Origin of the sequence: Tractidigestivibacter montrealensis, from assembly GCF_024741235.1 — a bacterium.
Lineage (GTDB): Bacteria > Actinomycetota > Coriobacteriia > Coriobacteriales > Atopobiaceae > Tractidigestivibacter > Tractidigestivibacter montrealensis.
Map to the genome: position 1 here is coordinate 208525 of NZ_JANSKA010000005.1, position 16442 is coordinate 224966.

The window sequence follows — 16442 nt, forward strand, 5'->3', positions numbered from 1 at the left end:
TAGTCCTCAGAGGGGAGCTCTCTCTTCACCAAGCGTGTCATCTGGAACCACGTAGGGGGCCAAAGTCGAACGCATTCTCTCGGAGGCACTCACGGTGGCAAGCAGGCCCTGCTCTGTATAGACCTCACGGAGAACCTGACAGCGCTCGTGGACCATCTTCATGAGAATGCCTTTGGAGAACGGCACCAAGACGGTGACCGTGGCATCACCGCGTGAGGCCTCCCGCGCCACACGATAGAGCAGCCCCGCGAGACCAGTGCCCTCACGGGCGGAGATGATCTCGGCATCAGGATGCCTTGCCTGCAGATTCGAAAGTTCCTCGGCAGAAATGAGGTCGCACTTATTGAGGACGAGCACCGAGGGAATCTGAAGAGCCCCTATCTCATCAAGAACTGTCAGAACCGCACGAATCTGCCGCTCTACACCGGGGTCAGACGCGTCAGCCACAAGTAGGACAAGATCAGCAGCCCTAACCTCTGCCAGCGTGGATTTAAAGGCCTCCACCAATGTGGTAGGCAGCTTCTGAATGAAGCCAACGGTATCGGTGAGGGTGACCTTACGGCCCTCCTCGAGCTCGATAGACCGTGTTGTAGGATCGAGAGTGGCAAATAGCTCGTCGCGCACGTACACGTCAGACCCCGTGAGGGCATTGAGGAGCGTTGACTTTCCCGCGTTGGTGTAGCCGGCAAGCGCCACTCGATAGACGCCAGAGTCCCAGCGGGCCTTGGACTGCACCTCCCGTCTGGTCTCGAGGCGAGCAAGCTCGTCGCGGAGTGTCGAGATTCGCTTGCGCACAAGGCGCCTGTCTACTTCGAGCTGGCTCTCGCCCTGGCCAAATCTCGAACCAATGCCACCGCGCGTCTGCTCGCCCACCAGGTGGCTCCACATGCCACGCAATCTGGGCAAAACGTACTGGAGCTGCGCAAGCTGAACCTGGAGACGCCCCTCTCGCGTGGTTGCGTGCACGCCAAATATGTCGAGGATAAGCGCGGTTCGGTCGATGATCTTAACCGGCTCCCCCACAATCTTCTCGAGGTTAGACTGCTGAGACGGCGTGAGCTCGTCATCAAATATCACTACGTCAGCATCGAGGTTGTGCACGTAGGAGACAAGCTCTTCGACTTTGCCCATGCCAATGAAGGTGCGGGGGACCGGCGCTTCGAGCCTTTGCGTAAGCGTGAGCACCACATCGGCGCCGTCCGTCTCCGCAAGACGGGCGAGCTCCCCCATTGACTCGTCAAGCGTCCATTCAGCGTTTTTACCAAAGTCAACGCCAACGAGAATTGCCCTCTCGCGCACGGGGGCGGTCGATTTGGGCTCAAAGCGTGCCATGGCTACCTTGTCCCCTCACGAATGATGCCGAAAGGCTCGGCCTGCTCAAGCGCATCGCTAATGATGAGCTCGCAGGCTTGGCCCGTGCCCATGTCACCTACGTCAATCCAGCGGGCGCGCCCATCCCTCTTGAGCCAAGAGAGCTGTCGCTTGGCATAGTGTCGCGTTCGGCGCTTGACTTCGTCCCTTGCCTCGTCCAGAGTGCACTCCCCCGCAAGGGCAGCAAGCACCTCTTTATAGCCAATCGCCTGTCCCGCAGTGTGTGCACGGTCAAGGCCGCGCTCCCTCAGCCTGCGAACCTCCTCCACAAGACCGTCCTCGAACATCCTGTCGACACGCCAGTCAATGCGCTCGTAGAGTAGCTCACGGGGCATGGAGATGGCCCAGATGCGCGCAGCGTAGTGCGGAACATGACGCTTGAGCCCCTCATGGTTCTGGGCATAACTCACTCCGTCGTCAAGCATCTCGAGAGCGCGAACACATCTCCGCACGTTGTTGGGATGTATGAGCGCAGCACTCCGTGGGTCGCGCTTGGCGAGAAGGTCATGGAGCACCTCGGGGCCCTGTTCGGCAGCAATGCGCTCGTATGCCATGCGACGGTCATCGCCCATCTCGCCAGACGGGAAGTCCATCTCGTCGATGACCGCATCAAGGTAGAGACCCGTGCCCCCGCAGAGTACTGGGATATGGTCGCGCCGAAGAAGCTCGTCCACGCAAGAGCGGGCATCATTCTGGAAGCGCTGGACCGAGTAGTCCTCGTCAACGTTGGCCACGTCGACCATGAGGAGGGGCACATGCCTCTCGGCCGGAGGCGTCTTTGCAGTTCCCACATCCATGCCACGATAGACCTGCATGGCGTCAACAGATACAACGGAAGACCCGAGCCCCTCGGCAACGAGCTCGGAAAGCGCGCTCTTGCCAGAGGCTGTGGGGCCAACGATGCAGATCACGCGCCCGGAAGCAGCAGGTTCGCTCACGAGAGGTCGCCCTCGACAGTCCCCCGAAGATACCAGGTACGTGCCTCCTTGACGCGAACGCGCGCAATCTTGCCCACCGCATCCTGCGGGCTCATCCCCGCGGGGAGCGGGAAATGGACAGTGCGGTTCTTCTCGCTGTGGCCAACCATGACAGAATCGTCTCGCTTAGACGGCCCCTCGACCAGGACACCAACGAGCTGCCCCAGGTCCTCCTGGTTGGCGTCGTGGGCCTGTTGTGCGACCTGCTCCGCAAGGCGGTCAAAGCGATCCTGGATGACGTCATGGGGCGTGTTGTCAACCATCTTCGCGGCAGGGGTACCAGGCCGCGGGGAGTAGATGAACGTGAAGGCGGAGGAGAAACCTGCCTCGCGCACAAGCGAGAGCGTGTCCTGGAAATCCTCTTCGGTCTCGCCGGGGAAGCCGACAATAATGTCGGTGGAGAGCGCGATGTTGGGGATAGCGGCGCGGAGACGCCCCACAAGCGCCAGATACTCGTCCCTCGTGTAGCTGCGGTTCATTGCCTTGAGCACGCGCGTGGAGCCCGACTGCACCGCCAGGTGGAGATGAGGCATCACGGCTGGGACCTCAGCCATAGCGGCGATGGTCTCGTCGGAGAGATCCTTGGGGTTACTCGAGGTGAAGCGGATGCGCTCGATGCCCGTCTCACCCACCGCACGCAGGAGCTCGGCAAAGTGAGGCTCTCCGTAGATGTTCCTCCCGTAGGAGTTGACGTTCTGCCCAAGGAGGCAAATCTCGCGCACGCCATCGGCAACGAGCAGGCGGCACTCGGCGACTACGCTCTCGATAGTACGGCTGCGCTCACGCCCGCGGACGTACGGAACGATGCAGTAGGTACAGAAGTTGTTGCAGCCGCTCATGATGGGCACCCACGCGTGGTAGCGCTCGGCACGATGGCTGGGCAGGTCGGTCGAAAATCCTGTGCCTGGCTCCTCCGTGTCCACCTCTATGGCACCTGGCTGCTCGCCAAATGCCTCGGAAAGGAGCCTCGGGAGGCTCGCCAGGGCGCTTGTGCCAAAGACCACGTCGACGTTGGGGATGTGCGCGCGGAGGCGCTCGCCGTCGCGCTGCGCAATGCAGCCGCCCACGGCCACGATGCGCCTCCCTGAGGGTGGCGTGGGAGCCGAGACCATGGCAGATGCCTGGCCATAGAGGCGCTGGTCAGCATTCTCGCGAACGCAGCAGGTCATGTAGACGACGATATCGGCATCGTCGGGGCTTGCAACCTCGATGCAGCCGCACGAGTCGAGAAGGCCTGAGACCCTCTCGGAGTCATGCATGTTCATCTGGCAGCCAAAGGTCTTGATGTGGTAGGTCTTGCCGACAAGGGCCTGGGTGTCAGGGGAAGCCATTTACGCGACCACGCTCCCGTTGTCCATAGCGTCAGCCGAGGTACTCTGGGGAGTGAGCCTATGGACGTAGACGGCAAAGCGAATGGCCGTGCGCTTTTCTCCCGCAATGTCGATATCAGAGAACGTGGGGGCGCAGGAGATATCGACTCCCGTTGGAATGAGGAAGCCGCGCGCGATGGCAAGCGCCTTGACGGCCTGGTTGACCGCACCCGCTCCAACGCACTGCATGTTGACGGGAACCCCGTCCTTTACCATGCCGGCTATGGCCCCGGCGACGGACGCCGGGGATGACTTGCTCGAGACCTTCAGAAAATCCATGCTGCTGATGCTCCAATGGTGCAGTGGTTGTCAGTATGGTGCGATTAGTCGTCCTTGGTGGAAGTGCATATATGAACGATTGTAATGTCCCAGCTAGCTAATGCAAACGTGAAGTGTTTCGTACAGTGGCAAATGACAAAGCTGGCTAGTCCGCATCCTCCAGGTCAAAGGTCACGGTGATGCGACCCTTGCCGACCCTCACCTTGGGGTCATGCACAAGCGACACGTAGTAGCGGTCCTCGATGAACGAGAAGTCCTTGGCAAGGACCCGTGAGAACTCCTCGGCATCTGGCTTGGAAAGCTTGAGGCCCCGCCTATCCCGATAGAGGTCGACAGGCTTTGGAGCGGTTGGGGCATCAGCTTTGCGGAGCATGCGGGAAGCGACGCTCTTTAGGGGTCGAATCTGTCCCGACACCACGCGATGAGCAGTGCGCTCGCTCATCTCAAGACCAAGCCCCTTGCAGACCGAGAGAAGCTCCCTAGCGTCTGCGGCAGCACGAAGACGCTCCAAAACCGGAAGCGCAGATAGGTCGTCGATGAAAAGCAGGTCAGAGCCATCCACCGAAGGGGTAATGCGAGCGCGGGCGGTTGCCGCAATCTCTGCCGGCGAGCCCACGTACACCTCACAGGTCCCGTACTCCTCGAGGGCGAACTCGCAGCAAGTGCGAACGATGTTGTGAGGGCCACGGGCGCAGGTGCGCTTGCCGTCCTCACCCTCGCCGAGCGAAGGCCAGGTTGACTGGTCAGTACGCTCGGCGAGCTTGGTTGCATTAGTGACAACCGTGATGGAGGTGCCCTTCCCGGGGGCCGAGGACGCCACACGCGCAGACTCGGCGTTCTCCCTCACCGAGTAGAGCGCCATGCCTCGCCCGTGGACGCCCCACCTGTCCACGTGGATGCTCTCGAGCTTGGAGGTCACGCGCGCCTCGAAGATGCGCTCCTGCATATCCTGGGGTACGCCGGAGCCATCGTCCAGGATAGTCGTGGTGCGCAGGTCTCCCTCACGTGAGGTGGCAAGGTAAATGCGCTTTGCCCCAGCGTCGCGGGAGTTGCGGAGAAGCTCAATGACCATATCCTCGACACAACGAATGTCGTGCTTGGCTTGGCGACGCTCCGCCTCCGCAACGCGGAGGCGGACATAGCCCTCGCCAAGGTTCTCCTCCACGCGAAGCGAACGCTCCCCGCCCATGCGGGCAACGAAATCAGCCAGACCAGCCGCGCTGGGGGCCTGCTCCTCTGCCACAGTGACGACCCTCGCTTACTTAGCGACGTCGACCGCGCGAGACTCGCGGATGACCACCACGCGGACCTGGCCGGGATACTCCATCTCGTCCTCGATCTGCTTGGCAATGTCATGGGCGAGGACGGTAGCCTGCGCATCGGAGATCTTCTCGGGCTCGACCATCACATGGAGCTCGCGACCAGCCTGCATGGCGTAGGTGCGCTCGACTCCCTCATGGGCGTTAGAGATCTCCTCGAGCTTCTCAAGGCGCTTGATGTAGGTCTCTGCAGACTCACGACGGGCACCAGGACGGGCGGCAGAGATGGCATCGGCCGCCTGCACGAGGACGTCGAGGACAGTGTCCGGATCGACGTCGGCATGGTGTGCCTCGATGGCGTGCACGATCTCGGAGCGCTCGCCGTAGCGACGGGCGAGGTCGGCGCCAATGACGGCATGCGGGCCCTCGACCTCGTGGTCGATAGCCTTGCCAATGTCGTGGAGAAGGCCGGCACGCTTGGCGGGAGCAGGATCCAAGCCCAGCTCGGAGGCCATGATTCCGCAGAGCGCGGAAACCTGTATGGAGTGAGAGAGGACGTTCTGGCCGAAGGAGGTGCGGTACTTGAGGGCACCGAGGGTCTTAACGATCTCTGGGTGGAGATCATGAATGCCCGCGTCGAAAGCCGCCTGCTCACCGGCCTCGCGAACGCGCCCGTTGACCAGGTCCTCGGCCTTCTTGTAGAGCTCCTCGATGCGGGCGGGGTGAATGCGACCGTCAGCGATGAGGTTCTCGAGCGCCACACGCGCAGTCTCGCGACGGACGGGGTCAAAGCTGGAGAGGACAACGGTCTCGGGCGTGTCATCAATGACGAGGGAGACACCGGAGACCTGCTCGAACGTGCGGATGTTCCTACCTTCTCGACCGATGATGCGGCCCTTGAGGTCGTCGGACGGGATGTGGACGGTGGTAACCGTGATTTCGCCGGCCTGGTCTGCGGCACAGCGCTGAATAGCAGTTGAGATGATCTCGCGGGCGGTCTTATCCGCCTTTGCGCGCACGTTCTGCTCGGACTCGCGCAGAATCTGGGCCTCGTCGCGTACGCTCTCGGCGCGAACACGGGCGATGAGCTCATCATGCGCCTCGTCCTTAGAGAGGCCTGCGATGCGCTCGAGCTCGGTGGTCTGCTTTCCTTCGAGGGCGTCAAGGTCGTTCTTGCGGCGGTCCAGCTGGCTCTGGAGGCCAGAGAGCTGACGCTCACGCTTGTCAAGGGCATCATTGCGGCGGTCGAGGGACTCCTCGCGCTGCATGATGCGACCCTCCATGGACTGCAGCTCGCCCTTACGCTTCTTCTCCTCGGCCTCGGAGTTCTGCTTGAGCTGCAGAATCTCCTCCTTGGCCTCGAGCACGGCCTCCTTCTTAGCCGTGTCAGCCTGGCGACGCGCCTCAGACGTGATGCGTTCCGCCTCGCCGCGCGCGCTTTCGATTTGTTCGTTGGCAGACTTGAGCTTAGAGTTGCTCTTCCCAGCAAGGAAGAAGTACGCCAACCCAGCTCCCACCGCTAGACAGATGATTCCTATGATGATTTCCATGGCCGCTCCTCAGGTGACAAGTTCACGAGATTGTTCAGGAGACCCAAGCGCATAGCGCTAGGGAACCCGCCATCGGGGTATCCGGCCGCAGATGCCAAAAACATGACGTTCCATGATGCTGACGCGGTGAAACAAATACAATGCACAGCTGGTAAACCAGCGGAAGATACGCTCTCAGGCCTTTCAATCATATGTTCGCATTTGATACCTGTCAAACTGTTAGGGTACCGTCTGCGCCCAAACAAGCCACGCTTCACGGAATATACGGGCGTGGTAAGAGGGTGGCGCCAGGGCCATACGTACAAGGTCGAGCCCACCTCAAGGACGCGACACGCGTTAGGATTCGTCTTCCTCTTTGGACTCATCGAGCACGCGACGAGCCGTACGTGTGGCAAGCCCCAACGGGTAACCCCTTGAGGAAAGAAAGCGGACTATCTTCTCGTAATCGTTCTTGCCCGTGATACGGCGACGCGAAGCGAGCTCGTAGGCAGTCTCCTCCTCAGACTCCTCCGAGAGATAGAGCTCCGGCCAGCCAGGAACGTCACTCGCCTCGATGCCACGGCGAGAGAGCTCGCGCTCGATACGGACCCTGCCCCATCCCTGCGAGAGCTTGGAGCGAATAAAGGTATCCGCAAAGCGGGAGTTATCGACCAGCCCGCACTCGACCGACCTCCGGACCGTGCTCTCGACCGTTTGGGATGCATAGCCATCCCTCGCGAGTCGCGAAGCGAGCTCATCCTCGGAGTAGTCCCTGCGGTCGATGAGCGCAGCGACGCGCTCCATGGCGCACTTGCGAGAGACCTCCCCCATCGCAAACATGAGCTCTGCCCGTGAGGATGGTAGAAGCTCCTTGCCCCTGGCCTTAGAGTCAAGAGAGCGGGCAACTGCAAGTGGCACACGAATGTGCTCCTCGCCACGCTGGGGTGTCCTTATCACGACCTCGGCCCGAGGAGCCGCCTGCCCCAACCCGCGAGAAGCGCGTTGGGGCAGGCGAATCTCCCAGTCAAGATCCGTCTTGGGCCACTCGCCCTTTACGGCACGCGTCACTTCTCAGTGCCCTCGGCGTTGGGGTCTGCGCCCTCGACAGGCTCGCCAACGCGCTCGTCGCCAAGCACGAGGCCACAAGCAACGCGAACCTTGTGATCAATCTCCTCCATGAGATCTGGGTTGGAAGCCAAGAAGGCCTTGGCCGCCTCACGGCCCTGGCCAAGCCGCTCGCCCTCGTATGTGAACCAGGATCCGGACTTGTCGACAATCTGGTACTCGACCGCCATGTCGAGCACCGAGCCCTCCTTGGAAATGCCCGTGCCGTACATGATGTCGAACTCAGCAGACTTGAACGGCGGAGCTACCTTGTTCTTGACGACCTTGACCCTCACACGGTTGCCAACGACCTCGCCATTGACCTTGATGCTGTCCACGCGCCTGATGTCCATGCGCACGGACGAGAAGAACTTGAGCGCGCGGCCACCGGGCGTGGTCTCGGGGTTACCAAACATGACGCCGATCTTCTCGCGCAACTGGTTGATGAAGATGCAGGTGGTGTTTGACTTGGAGAGCGATCCAGCGAGCTTGCGAAGGGCCTGGCTCATAAGGCGCGCCTGGAGGCCTACCGTAGTGTCGCCAATCTCCCCCTCAATCTCAGCGCGCGGGACAAGGGCCGCTACGGAGTCGATGACCACAACGTCGATGGCACCAGAGCGCACCAGCATGTCGCAGATCTCAAGCGCTTGCTCGCCCGTATCTGGCTGGGAGATGAGCACCTCGTCAATATCCACGCCGATGCGGGCCGCATAGCCAGGATCGAGCGCGTGCTCGGCATCGATAAAGGCAACGACCCCGCCCATGGCTTGAGCCTCTGCCAGAATCTCCAGCGAGAGCGTGGTCTTGCCCGATGATTCGGGGCCGTAAATCTCAACGATGCGCCCACGAGGCACGCCACCGATTCCCAGGGCCGCATCGAGCGCCAGAGAGCCTGTGGGGATAGCCTCGACCTCCAAGCTGGCGCTGTCATCGCCGTAGCGCATGATGGCGCCCTTGCCAAACTTCTTCTCTATCTCTTGGGTGGTGACCTCGAGCGCCTTGTCACGCTCTTCAGTTGTCTCGGGGTGGTTGACCTCTTTGACCGTTCCCTTGCTCTTGGCCATGCTTGCTCCTCATCTGTTGGCTGCCGTCGATGATATACGAACACCCGTTCGTAGTCAACATCGCTGCGCACAGCGTACACGGGAGGCCTTGCAACAATTTGACGCCGGGCGTGCATCCAGCTGGCACAGCGCCGTCACGATTCTGTCACGCATAGTTCCTCACCTGCACAAACGCGGCCTCGCAAACGAGGCCGCGCTCAACAAAAACCCGTGGCGAGAACGAGAAAAAACTTAGTTCTTCTCGGCTGTCTCCCTGACGCCATGCACGAGAAGTTCAACGGCACGCTTCACGGCGCGAGCACGCACCTCGGAGCGATCTCCCTCGAAGAGGTTGGGGAAAGTGCTGGTTGAGTTCGGGGTTGCAAGCCCCATCCATACCGTGCCCACGGGCTTACCTGGCTCTTCACCACCGGGACCCGCAATTCCCGTAACCGAAACGGCGACATCGCACCCCAGAACCCTTCTAGCCCCCTTGGCCATGGCAGCGGCACACTCGCTCGAAACCGCTCCCACACCCGGGGCGTCGAGAATGCTGTTCGAGACGCCCAGTACCTCATGCTTGACCGGAATGGCATAGCTCACGACGCCACCACGTATGGCCTCAGAAGATCCCGGAATCGCCGTGACGGCCGACGCCACCAGGCCTCCCGTGCAAGACTCTGCAGTACCAACCGTCACGCTCAACGCCCTGCACGCAGCAACGAGTGCCTCGCAGAGGTCAAGCGTCTCGCCATCAAAGATGATTGAAGGAACCAAGCCTATCGCTTCCCAACGATGTAGGACCATGACTTCACGAAGTAATCGATGCCCGACCAAGCCGTGAGCACCACGGCAACGACCATGAGGACCTGTCCCAAGAGCTCGAACCCGCCCGAGACGCTGCCCGCGGGAAGCGCCATGGCCAGAAGCAAAGCTGAGATGGCAACCATCGTGACAGCCGTCTTACCCTTGCCCAGAGGCGATGCCGCGATCACAGTGCCAGCCGACGCCACGACCATGCGAAGGCCCGACACAAGGAACTCGCGCGCGACAATCACGAGAAGCACCCATGAGGATACCTCACCGCGCTCGAGGAGGAAGCACAGGGCAACCACCACAACGAGCTTGTCAGCGATGGGGTCCAGGAACTTACCAAATGTTGTGACCTCGTTCCTGCTCCGCGCAAGATAACCGTCGAGCTTATCTGTGAGAGAGAGCACCACAAAGAAGAGAAAAACGCCGAGAGACCACGCAGAGCCCGTGCCAGCCGCGGGAGAGAACTCAGCAACAAGGAGCCACAGAGGCACGGCCACCACGCGGACGCAGGTAACAACGTTGGCAGGAGTCCAAATGGAAGACGTCGTGCCGCCACCGCCCTTGGACGCAGCTGGGCTCATCGGGTGCCCTCCTCGTCATCGACAAGCTCGCCCACGAGGTCATAGGTGAAGGAGTCGACAAGATTGCAGGTCACAACGTCACCAACGGCAAGATCCCCGCTCTCTATGTGAACAACACCATCGGAATCGGGTGCCTGGAACCACGCGTGGCCAATGAACTCCGCGCCGTCGGGGCCCTCCTCAACGCCGTCGATGATGACGCGCACGCGCTCGCCAACGTGCCTCTCGGCCGCCGCAAAGCCAAGCTGCTCCGTAAGGTCGATGAGGCGCTGCGTACGCTCGAGCTTGACCTCTTCGGGCACCTGGTCGGGCATGGCAGCGCCACGCGTGCCCTCCTCGGGCGAGTAGGTAAACACGGAGCAGTAGTCGAACTCCTCATCCTGAAGGAAGTCAAGCAGCTCCTGCGCCTCCTCATCCGTCTCGCCCGGGAACCCAGCCATGGCCGTCGTGCGGAGTACCATGCCGGGAATCTCTTTGCGCAGGTGCGCAAAGAGGGCGGAGAACTCCTCTGCCGACCCCTTGCGGCCCATGCGCTCGAGCACGGTAGCCGAGCAGTGCTGGATGGGGATGTCGATGTAGGGCAGCACCTCGGGGACGTCACGAATTGTGGAGACGAGCTCCTCGGTCATGCCCTCCGGCTGCAGGTAGAGAACGCGCACCCAGCCACCGTAGGGATGCACGACCTCGGCGACCTGGCGAAGGAGAGAAGCCAGGGTCCGGGGCTCATCAAGGTCTGAGCCCCAGATGCCGGTGTCTTGCCCAATGAGCACGACCTCGCGCACGCCGCCCTCCATGAGTGAGCGAACCTCGTCGCAGATCTCGCGGGCATCACGGGAGTGGTAGCGCCCGCGAATGTACGGGATGGCGCAGAACGCGCAGAACCTGTCGCAGCCCTCGGAGATCTTCACATACGCGCTCGCGCCGTTCACGGTACGCAGGACGCCCTGGGGAACGCCGGGTGCAACGTCGCGCTCAAGGCCCAGCACGTCATCCACAACGCTAACAATCCCATCCTCGTCATCAGCGTTCACGAAGGCCGAAACCTCCGGAAGCTCATCCGCAAGGGGGGCACCGTAGCGGGACGGCACGCAGCCGCACATCACGATGGGGAGGGTGCGACCCCCGTCCTCCTCCTGCTGCGCAATCTCGAGGGTGGTATCGAGCGACTCCTGCGTGGCCGAGACGAGAAAGGAGCAGGTGTTGATAAGCGCGAGGTCGGCCTTATCGGGATCGTCCGTCTCGTCGTAGCCGGCGCCGAGGAGCAGGGCGCGCATGCGGTCGGTGTCTACCTCGTTCTTGGCGCACCCACGGGTGATGAAGAGAATGCTTGGCATAAGTTGACCTTATCGGTAGTTGACGTACTGGAGGGGCTGGCCGTAGTCGTTGCCGCGAAGCAGGGCGATGACCTGCTGCAGCGCGTCTTTGGAAGGAGAGCTTACGCGAAGCTTGTCGCCCTCGATGGTAGCCTTTGCCTTGAGCTTAGAGTCACGGATATCCTTGGAAATCCTCTTGGCCAGCTCGGCGTCGATGCCCTGGACAAGGTGCCCCTGCTGACGCACGCTCATGCCCGAGGCAGCCTGCACCTTGTCCCAGCGCAGGGCAGTAAGGTCAACGCCGCGCTTAACGAGCTTGGATCCGAGGATGTCACGAACCTGACCCGCGACGAACTCTGACGGGGCCTCCACCGTGAACACACCCTCGCCCTTGGCGAGGGTAAGAGACGCTCCGGTGCCCTTGAGGTCGTAGCGTTGGGCAATCTCTCGGGTTGCCTGCTGGTATGCGTTGTCGACCTCCTGCATGTCGACGGTAGAGACCACGTCGAAGCTGGAATCCTTGGCCATGCGTCATCCTCCCCTGCCCGCCGCGCGTCCCTCCCGGTCGCGCCAAGGCATTTCTCAACCATGGGACCGTTCGAGGCCCCTTTACCTAGTTGCTCTTGGTAGTGCCGGTAGTACCAGACGACGTGGATGACATCGTGGTGCTACCAGTCGACGTCTGCGAGCCAGACGTGCTCGAGCTGCCCGTGGTGCTGGTGCTCGAGGTCCCCGTTGTAGTACCCGTCGTGGTATCCGTCGAGCTTCCGTCGGTGGTGGCTGGCGTCCCCTGGATGGTGAGGGACCCGATGCCAGAGACCCTAGAGTCGAAGCTCTTCTGGGTGCCGTTCTCGGTGACGGTGACCACGCCGGGATTGCCTGCGCGAATGGTGATGGAGTCGGTCACGGTGTAGCTCTGCTCCCAGGGCCCCGTAACCGTACTCGCCTCCTCGCTTGTGTCGTCGTTGGTGATCTCGAGCCATGAGGTCTCCCCACTGGCAACAGAAACCGTGACCACGGTCTCGGTGGAGGCCGAGGAGTCGGAAGAAGACGCGTCGGTGGTAGAAGAGCCATCCGTCGACGTAGTGGTATCCGTGGTAGTCGTTGTTGTCTGCGTCGACGAGGAATCGGTCGAGCCCGTGTCGCTCGAGGACGAGTCCGTGGAGGTCGTGCTTACGGGCACGGTGGTCTTCGACTCCTGTGAGGTAGTCGACCTGCTGCTCACGCACGAGCGAATCGAGAAAACCAGGATGAGCGTGAGCGCCAGCGCAAGCGCGCAGATCACGAGCAGCGTGGTGCGACGGTCCTGCCCACCATGGCCGCGAGAACTACCGGGAATCCTGCCGCGTTGCCCCTCAGAGCGGCGGCGCACATTTGGCCTGTCAACGCTGGCGATGTTTCTCGACGAGCGCCTTCCCGAGATGGTAGACGCGCGGTCATAGGGCCTGGCCCCATCGTCGTAGCGGAGGTCATCGGTATACTCTCCGGCACGGACGCTCCTGGTGCTCACATTGTCGCGCTCGTAGAGACGCTGGGCCCGAGAGGAGTCACGCCGATAGGCACGGGCGGTCTCGCGTCGCTCCTCGACGCCGTTCTGCCCCTCGCGAAGGAGCCGGTTTGCGGGGTCGTCAACGCGACGCCTCTGCTGCGCATATCTTCCACGCTGCCGTGTGGCATAGCGGTCCCTCTCGCGCTCGCGGTCTTCGTCGCGCTCCGAGGTGGCGTTGTACGGCCTTCCGTAGACATACTCGGCATGCGAGTACGCGGGGGACTGGCTCCGGGATGATGTGGGGTAGCTCGACCCGGCAAGGGGAACCGAGGACGGGATGCGCGGCCTGGGACCCGAGGTGGTGGCAAAAGCCCCCATGTCACCCGCAGGTCCTCCGGAGGTGGGAAGGAGCCCACGGTACTGCACGTATGCCTTGGGGCGGGACTCTGCCTCGTTCACGACGTCGTAGCCCTGAACGCCACGGCCAGACTGGGTATCGCGCGTGCGGCGGCGCAGCTCATGCGAGGAGGTACCGTGCACGTGCTCGTAGAGCTCCTCCTGGAAGAGGTCCACGATCTCGCGCGGATTGAGGCCCAGGTAACGCGCATATGAGGAAAGCATACCCTGGGCGTAGCCGCTCTGGGGGATGTTATCGAAGTCCCCCTCCTCAAAGGCAATGAGGACCTGCTCCTTGAGCTTCAGGACCTGCGAGGCCTGGCCCACCGTGAGGCCTAGCTGGCGACGGCGGTCGAGAAGCATCTCGCTGAAGCGCGGACGCGACGGCATGGCGGGCTACACCTCCTCAAAATCCTGCTCGGCGGCCTTGAGGTCTTCGAGGCTCTCCTTGTCGAGAAGGACGTCACGCGGCTTCGAGCCGTTGGCGGGCCCCACGACGCCCTTGTTCTCGAGCATGTCCATGATTCTTCCCGCCCTAGCGTACCCCACCGAGAGGGCTCGCTGAAGGCTGGAGGTAGAACCCAGCTGAGAGTTCACAACGATGTCAGCTGCCTCCCAGAGAAGGGGGTCATCAGCAGGAGCAGATGCCTCGCTCGGACCACCAGGGGTGACGGGCGAGACGGCAGTAAGGATGTCGTCGTGATAGTCGGTGTCGTGGTGCTCCTTGATGAAGTCCACCACGTGCTCGACCTCCTCCTCCGAGACAAAGCAACCCTGGGCACGCCTGGGACGAGAGCCGCGGAGCTTGTAGAGCATGTCACCATGGCCGAGAAGGCGCTCGGCGCCTGTCTGGTCGAGGATGATGCGAGAGTTCATGCCGTTATCGACCGAGAGTGCCACGCGGTTGTCGATGTTAGCCTTGATGAGGCCCGTCACAACGTCTGCCGAGGGGCGCTGCGTGGCAACGATGAGGTGGATGCCAGCAGCGCGCCCCAGCTGGGCAATGCGCACGATTGAGGCCTCGACATCCTTGCCGGCGACCATCATAAGGTCAGAGAGCTCGTCGATAACAATGACGAAGTACGGCATGTGCTTGGGAGGGTTCTCCATGACGGCATACTTGCCACCATCGACGTCACGGTTGTAGGACTTGATGTCGCGGACTTTGTAGTGCTCGAAGACCTTGAGACGGCGCTCCATCTCGGTGACACCCCAGGACAGCGCGCTCGCAGCCTTGTTGGGCTCGGTCACCACGGGAACGTAGAGGTGCGGCAAACCGGCGTAGTACGTGAACTCGACGCGCTTGGGGTCCACCATGATGAGACGGACCTCCTCGGGCGTGGAGCGCATGAGGATGGTCATGACAATACTGTTGAGCAGCACAGACTTACCAGAGCCCGTGGTTCCCGCTACCAGAAGGTGCGGAAGTCCGGCAATGTCTACCACCACGGGGTTGCCCTCGGAATCGCGGCCAAACGCCGCCTCGAGCGGACCTCCCTTGACGTAGGGAAGGACGTCTCCCAGGTAGACAGGCTGCGTTGTCTTGTTAGGAATCTCGATACCCACAAGTGAGGTGCCCGGAATGGGCGCAAAGATGCGCACCGAGCGCGAGGCCAGCGAGAGCGCGATGTCGTCCTGGAGGTTTGTGATCTTGCTCACGCGCTCGCCCTCGCCCATCTCGATCTTAAAAGTGGTGACGGAGGGGCCGGCAACCCACCCGACCACGCGCGAAGTGAGGCCAAACTCCTCGAGCGTGCCCTGGAGCTTAGCCGCAACAGAGGAGAGCTCCTCGTCCGACTCGGCGCTCACGCCGGAGTTGGGATTCACCTTGAGCATGTCTGCGGGTGGGAGCTCCTTACCGTCCTCGCTGTTGGACGGCGCGGGCGCAGGTGCGGGCTTTACTGCAGAGGTGTGGCCGGCGAGAAACGCGGGAGTTGCCTCCTTGTCCTTGGTGCTGCGAGAAGCCCGTGCCTTGGAGGTCTTTGTCGCCTTCCCAGGCTTGTCAAGCAGCGTAGTAGGCGCCGCATCGAGAAGCGTTGTGGCGCCGACGTCCTTCTCTCCCCCGTCGGCGGTGGCAACAGCGGCATCCGCCTTCTTAGCACGGCCGCGTCGCAGGACGCTCGTCTTGCGCGTGCCGATGAACGATGTCTCTCCCTCGCCGGTCTCGTCAAAGAGAGATCCCTGAGTGCGGCCGGAGGCAGCGCCTGCAGCCTGCGCCACGGGAAGGGCGGCCTCGCGAGCCGCGTCACGCTCGGCCGCGCGCTCTTCACGAGCGATGCGGCGATTCTCGGACGCCTCCTGCGCGCGCAGGTGAATCTTTGACACAGCTCCGGAGATCGAGAACCCGCAGACCACAGCACCAGCAATGATGACGCCCACCAGGACCACGTTGCCCACAATCACGCCCACGAGCTGGACGAGCAGGAAGGCAACGAACCCTCCCACGTATCCGCCGGCAGACTCGAGCGCGGGCTCGGCAAGGGCAGCGGCGGGATTCTCGGCAACGCCAGGCTGGTTAAGCGAGAGCTGGGCGAGGACGGCAAGCACAATGAGCACGAGGCCACCCGCCACATGCGCGGAGATTGGCCCGTCCTCATCCATGAAGAATGTGCACGCAAAGATGAAGAGCGCTATGGGCACGAGGATCGCGCCAGCGCCAAAGCCCTGCGTGAGCAGGTGTCCAACTGCACTCGTCACGATAGCCGAGGATGGGGCAACCAGCGAGACGAACATGGCGACGGCCACCACTGCCAGAATCACGCCGAAGATGTCGTTCTGCGTTGACGAGAGGCCCTGCGAGGCCTTCTCGGCCGAGCCCCGGCCACGCGCCGCTTGGCGCGAGCCGGCACCCCGCGAGTTTGACCCCTTCTTTGCTGCCTTGCCTGCTGCGTTTGATCTGCGATTTGAGGGCATGT

14 protein-coding genes are annotated in these 16442 nt (G+C 62.1%); all 14 read right to left on the reverse strand.

Annotation, left to right across the window (positions count from 1 at the left end; all coding sequences use genetic code 11):
- Positions 1–6: 6 nt before the first annotated feature.
- The 14 genes from hflX to NVS32_RS08615 all read right to left on the reverse strand — a co-directional run bounded on the left by hflX (position 7) and on the right by NVS32_RS08615 (position 16440).
- Positions 7–1332, reverse strand: a complete 1326-nt coding sequence (hflX, locus tag NVS32_RS08550; protein WP_258499437.1) for a GTPase HflX — start codon at positions 1330–1332, stop codon at positions 7–9.
- Positions 1333–1334: 2 nt separating this feature from the next.
- A complete protein-coding gene (gene miaA / locus NVS32_RS08555; protein WP_258499438.1) occupies positions 1335–2309 on the reverse strand; it encodes a tRNA (adenosine(37)-N6)-dimethylallyltransferase MiaA in 975 nt (324 codons plus the stop codon).
- On the reverse strand, positions 2306–3679 hold the full coding sequence (gene miaB, locus NVS32_RS08560; protein ID WP_118100058.1) for a tRNA (N6-isopentenyl adenosine(37)-C2)-methylthiotransferase MiaB: 1374 nt from the start codon (positions 3677–3679) through the stop codon (positions 2306–2308). The genes miaA and miaB overlap by 4 nt, the downstream gene beginning before the upstream one ends.
- On the reverse strand, positions 3680–3997 hold the full coding sequence (locus tag NVS32_RS08565) for a stage V sporulation protein S (protein ID WP_032111744.1): 318 nt from the start codon (positions 3995–3997) through the stop codon (positions 3680–3682).
- Between the two features lie 145 nt (positions 3998–4142).
- Positions 4143–5186: an ATP-binding protein gene (locus tag NVS32_RS08570; RefSeq protein WP_117651554.1), complete on the reverse strand. Its 1044-nt coding sequence runs from the start codon at positions 5184–5186 to the stop codon at positions 4143–4145.
- 69 nt (positions 5187–5255) lie between these two features.
- Complete coding sequence (rny, locus tag NVS32_RS08575) at positions 5256–6806, reverse strand: ribonuclease Y (protein WP_258499439.1); 1551 nt, start codon at positions 6804–6806, stop codon at positions 5256–5258.
- 336 nt (positions 6807–7142) lie between these two features.
- The gene (locus tag NVS32_RS11070) at positions 7143–7853 is read right to left on the reverse strand and encodes a regulatory protein RecX (protein WP_147329149.1); all 711 of its coding nucleotides are present in this window, start codon (positions 7851–7853) and stop codon (positions 7143–7145) included.
- Positions 7850–8953 carry a recombinase RecA gene (gene recA, locus NVS32_RS08585; protein WP_032111741.1) on the reverse strand — a complete coding sequence of 368 codons (1104 nt, stop codon included), beginning with the start codon at positions 8951–8953 and terminating at the stop codon, positions 7850–7852. Before recA ends, NVS32_RS11070 begins: the two co-directional genes overlap by 4 nt.
- 231 nt (positions 8954–9184) lie before the next feature.
- Complete coding sequence (locus NVS32_RS08590) at positions 9185–9709, reverse strand: CinA family protein (RefSeq protein WP_258499440.1); 525 nt, start codon at positions 9707–9709, stop codon at positions 9185–9187.
- Positions 9710–9711: 2 nt separating this feature from the next.
- On the reverse strand, positions 9712–10329 hold the full coding sequence (pgsA, locus tag NVS32_RS08595) for a CDP-diacylglycerol--glycerol-3-phosphate 3-phosphatidyltransferase (RefSeq protein WP_117651202.1): 618 nt from the start codon (positions 10327–10329) through the stop codon (positions 9712–9714).
- Entirely contained in the window at positions 10326–11663 is a 1338-nt protein-coding gene (gene rimO, locus NVS32_RS08600; RefSeq protein WP_117651201.1) for a 30S ribosomal protein S12 methylthiotransferase RimO, read from the reverse strand. The genes pgsA and rimO overlap by 4 nt, the downstream gene beginning before the upstream one ends.
- A gap of 9 nt (positions 11664–11672) precedes the next feature.
- Entirely contained in the window at positions 11673–12170 is a 498-nt protein-coding gene (locus tag NVS32_RS08605) for a YajQ family cyclic di-GMP-binding protein (RefSeq protein ID WP_032111738.1), read from the reverse strand.
- An 85-nt stretch (positions 12171–12255) separates the two neighbouring features.
- On the reverse strand, positions 12256–13917 hold the full coding sequence (locus NVS32_RS08610) for a helix-turn-helix domain-containing protein (protein WP_117651199.1): 1662 nt from the start codon (positions 13915–13917) through the stop codon (positions 12256–12258).
- A 6-nt stretch (positions 13918–13923) separates the two neighbouring features.
- Positions 13924–16440, reverse strand: a complete 2517-nt coding sequence (locus tag NVS32_RS08615; protein ID WP_117651198.1) for an FtsK/SpoIIIE family DNA translocase — start codon at positions 16438–16440, stop codon at positions 13924–13926.
- Between the last annotated feature and the right edge of the window lie 2 nt (positions 16441–16442).

Coding starts and splice junctions, on each gene's coding strand:
- hflX (WP_258499437.1), bottom strand. CDS start 1,332: ATGGCACGCTTTGAGCCCAAATCGACCGCCCCCGTGCGCGAGAGGGCA.
- miaB (WP_118100058.1), bottom strand. CDS start 3,679: ATGGCTTCCCCTGACACCCAGGCCCTTGTCGGCAAGACCTACCACATC.
- NVS32_RS08565 (WP_032111744.1), bottom strand. CDS start 3,997: ATGGATTTTCTGAAGGTCTCGAGCAAGTCATCCCCGGCGTCCGTCGCC.
- NVS32_RS08570 (WP_117651554.1), bottom strand. CDS start 5,186: ATGGGCGGGGAGCGTTCGCTTCGCGTGGAGGAGAACCTTGGCGAGGGC.
- rny (WP_258499439.1), bottom strand. CDS start 6,806: ATGGAAATCATCATAGGAATCATCTGTCTAGCGGTGGGAGCTGGGTTG.
- recA (WP_032111741.1), bottom strand. CDS start 8,953: ATGGCCAAGAGCAAGGGAACGGTCAAAGAGGTCAACCACCCCGAGACA.
- pgsA (WP_117651202.1), bottom strand. CDS start 10,329: ATGAGCCCAGCTGCGTCCAAGGGCGGTGGCGGCACGACGTCTTCCATT.
- rimO (WP_117651201.1), bottom strand. CDS start 11,663: ATGCCAAGCATTCTCTTCATCACCCGTGGGTGCGCCAAGAACGAGGTA.
- NVS32_RS08605 (WP_032111738.1), bottom strand. CDS start 12,170: ATGGCCAAGGATTCCAGCTTCGACGTGGTCTCTACCGTCGACATGCAG.
- NVS32_RS08610 (WP_117651199.1), bottom strand. CDS start 13,917: ATGCCGTCGCGTCCGCGCTTCAGCGAGATGCTTCTCGACCGCCGTCGC.
- NVS32_RS08615 (WP_117651198.1), bottom strand. CDS start 16,440: ATGCCCTCAAATCGCAGATCAAACGCAGCAGGCAAGGCAGCAAAGAAG.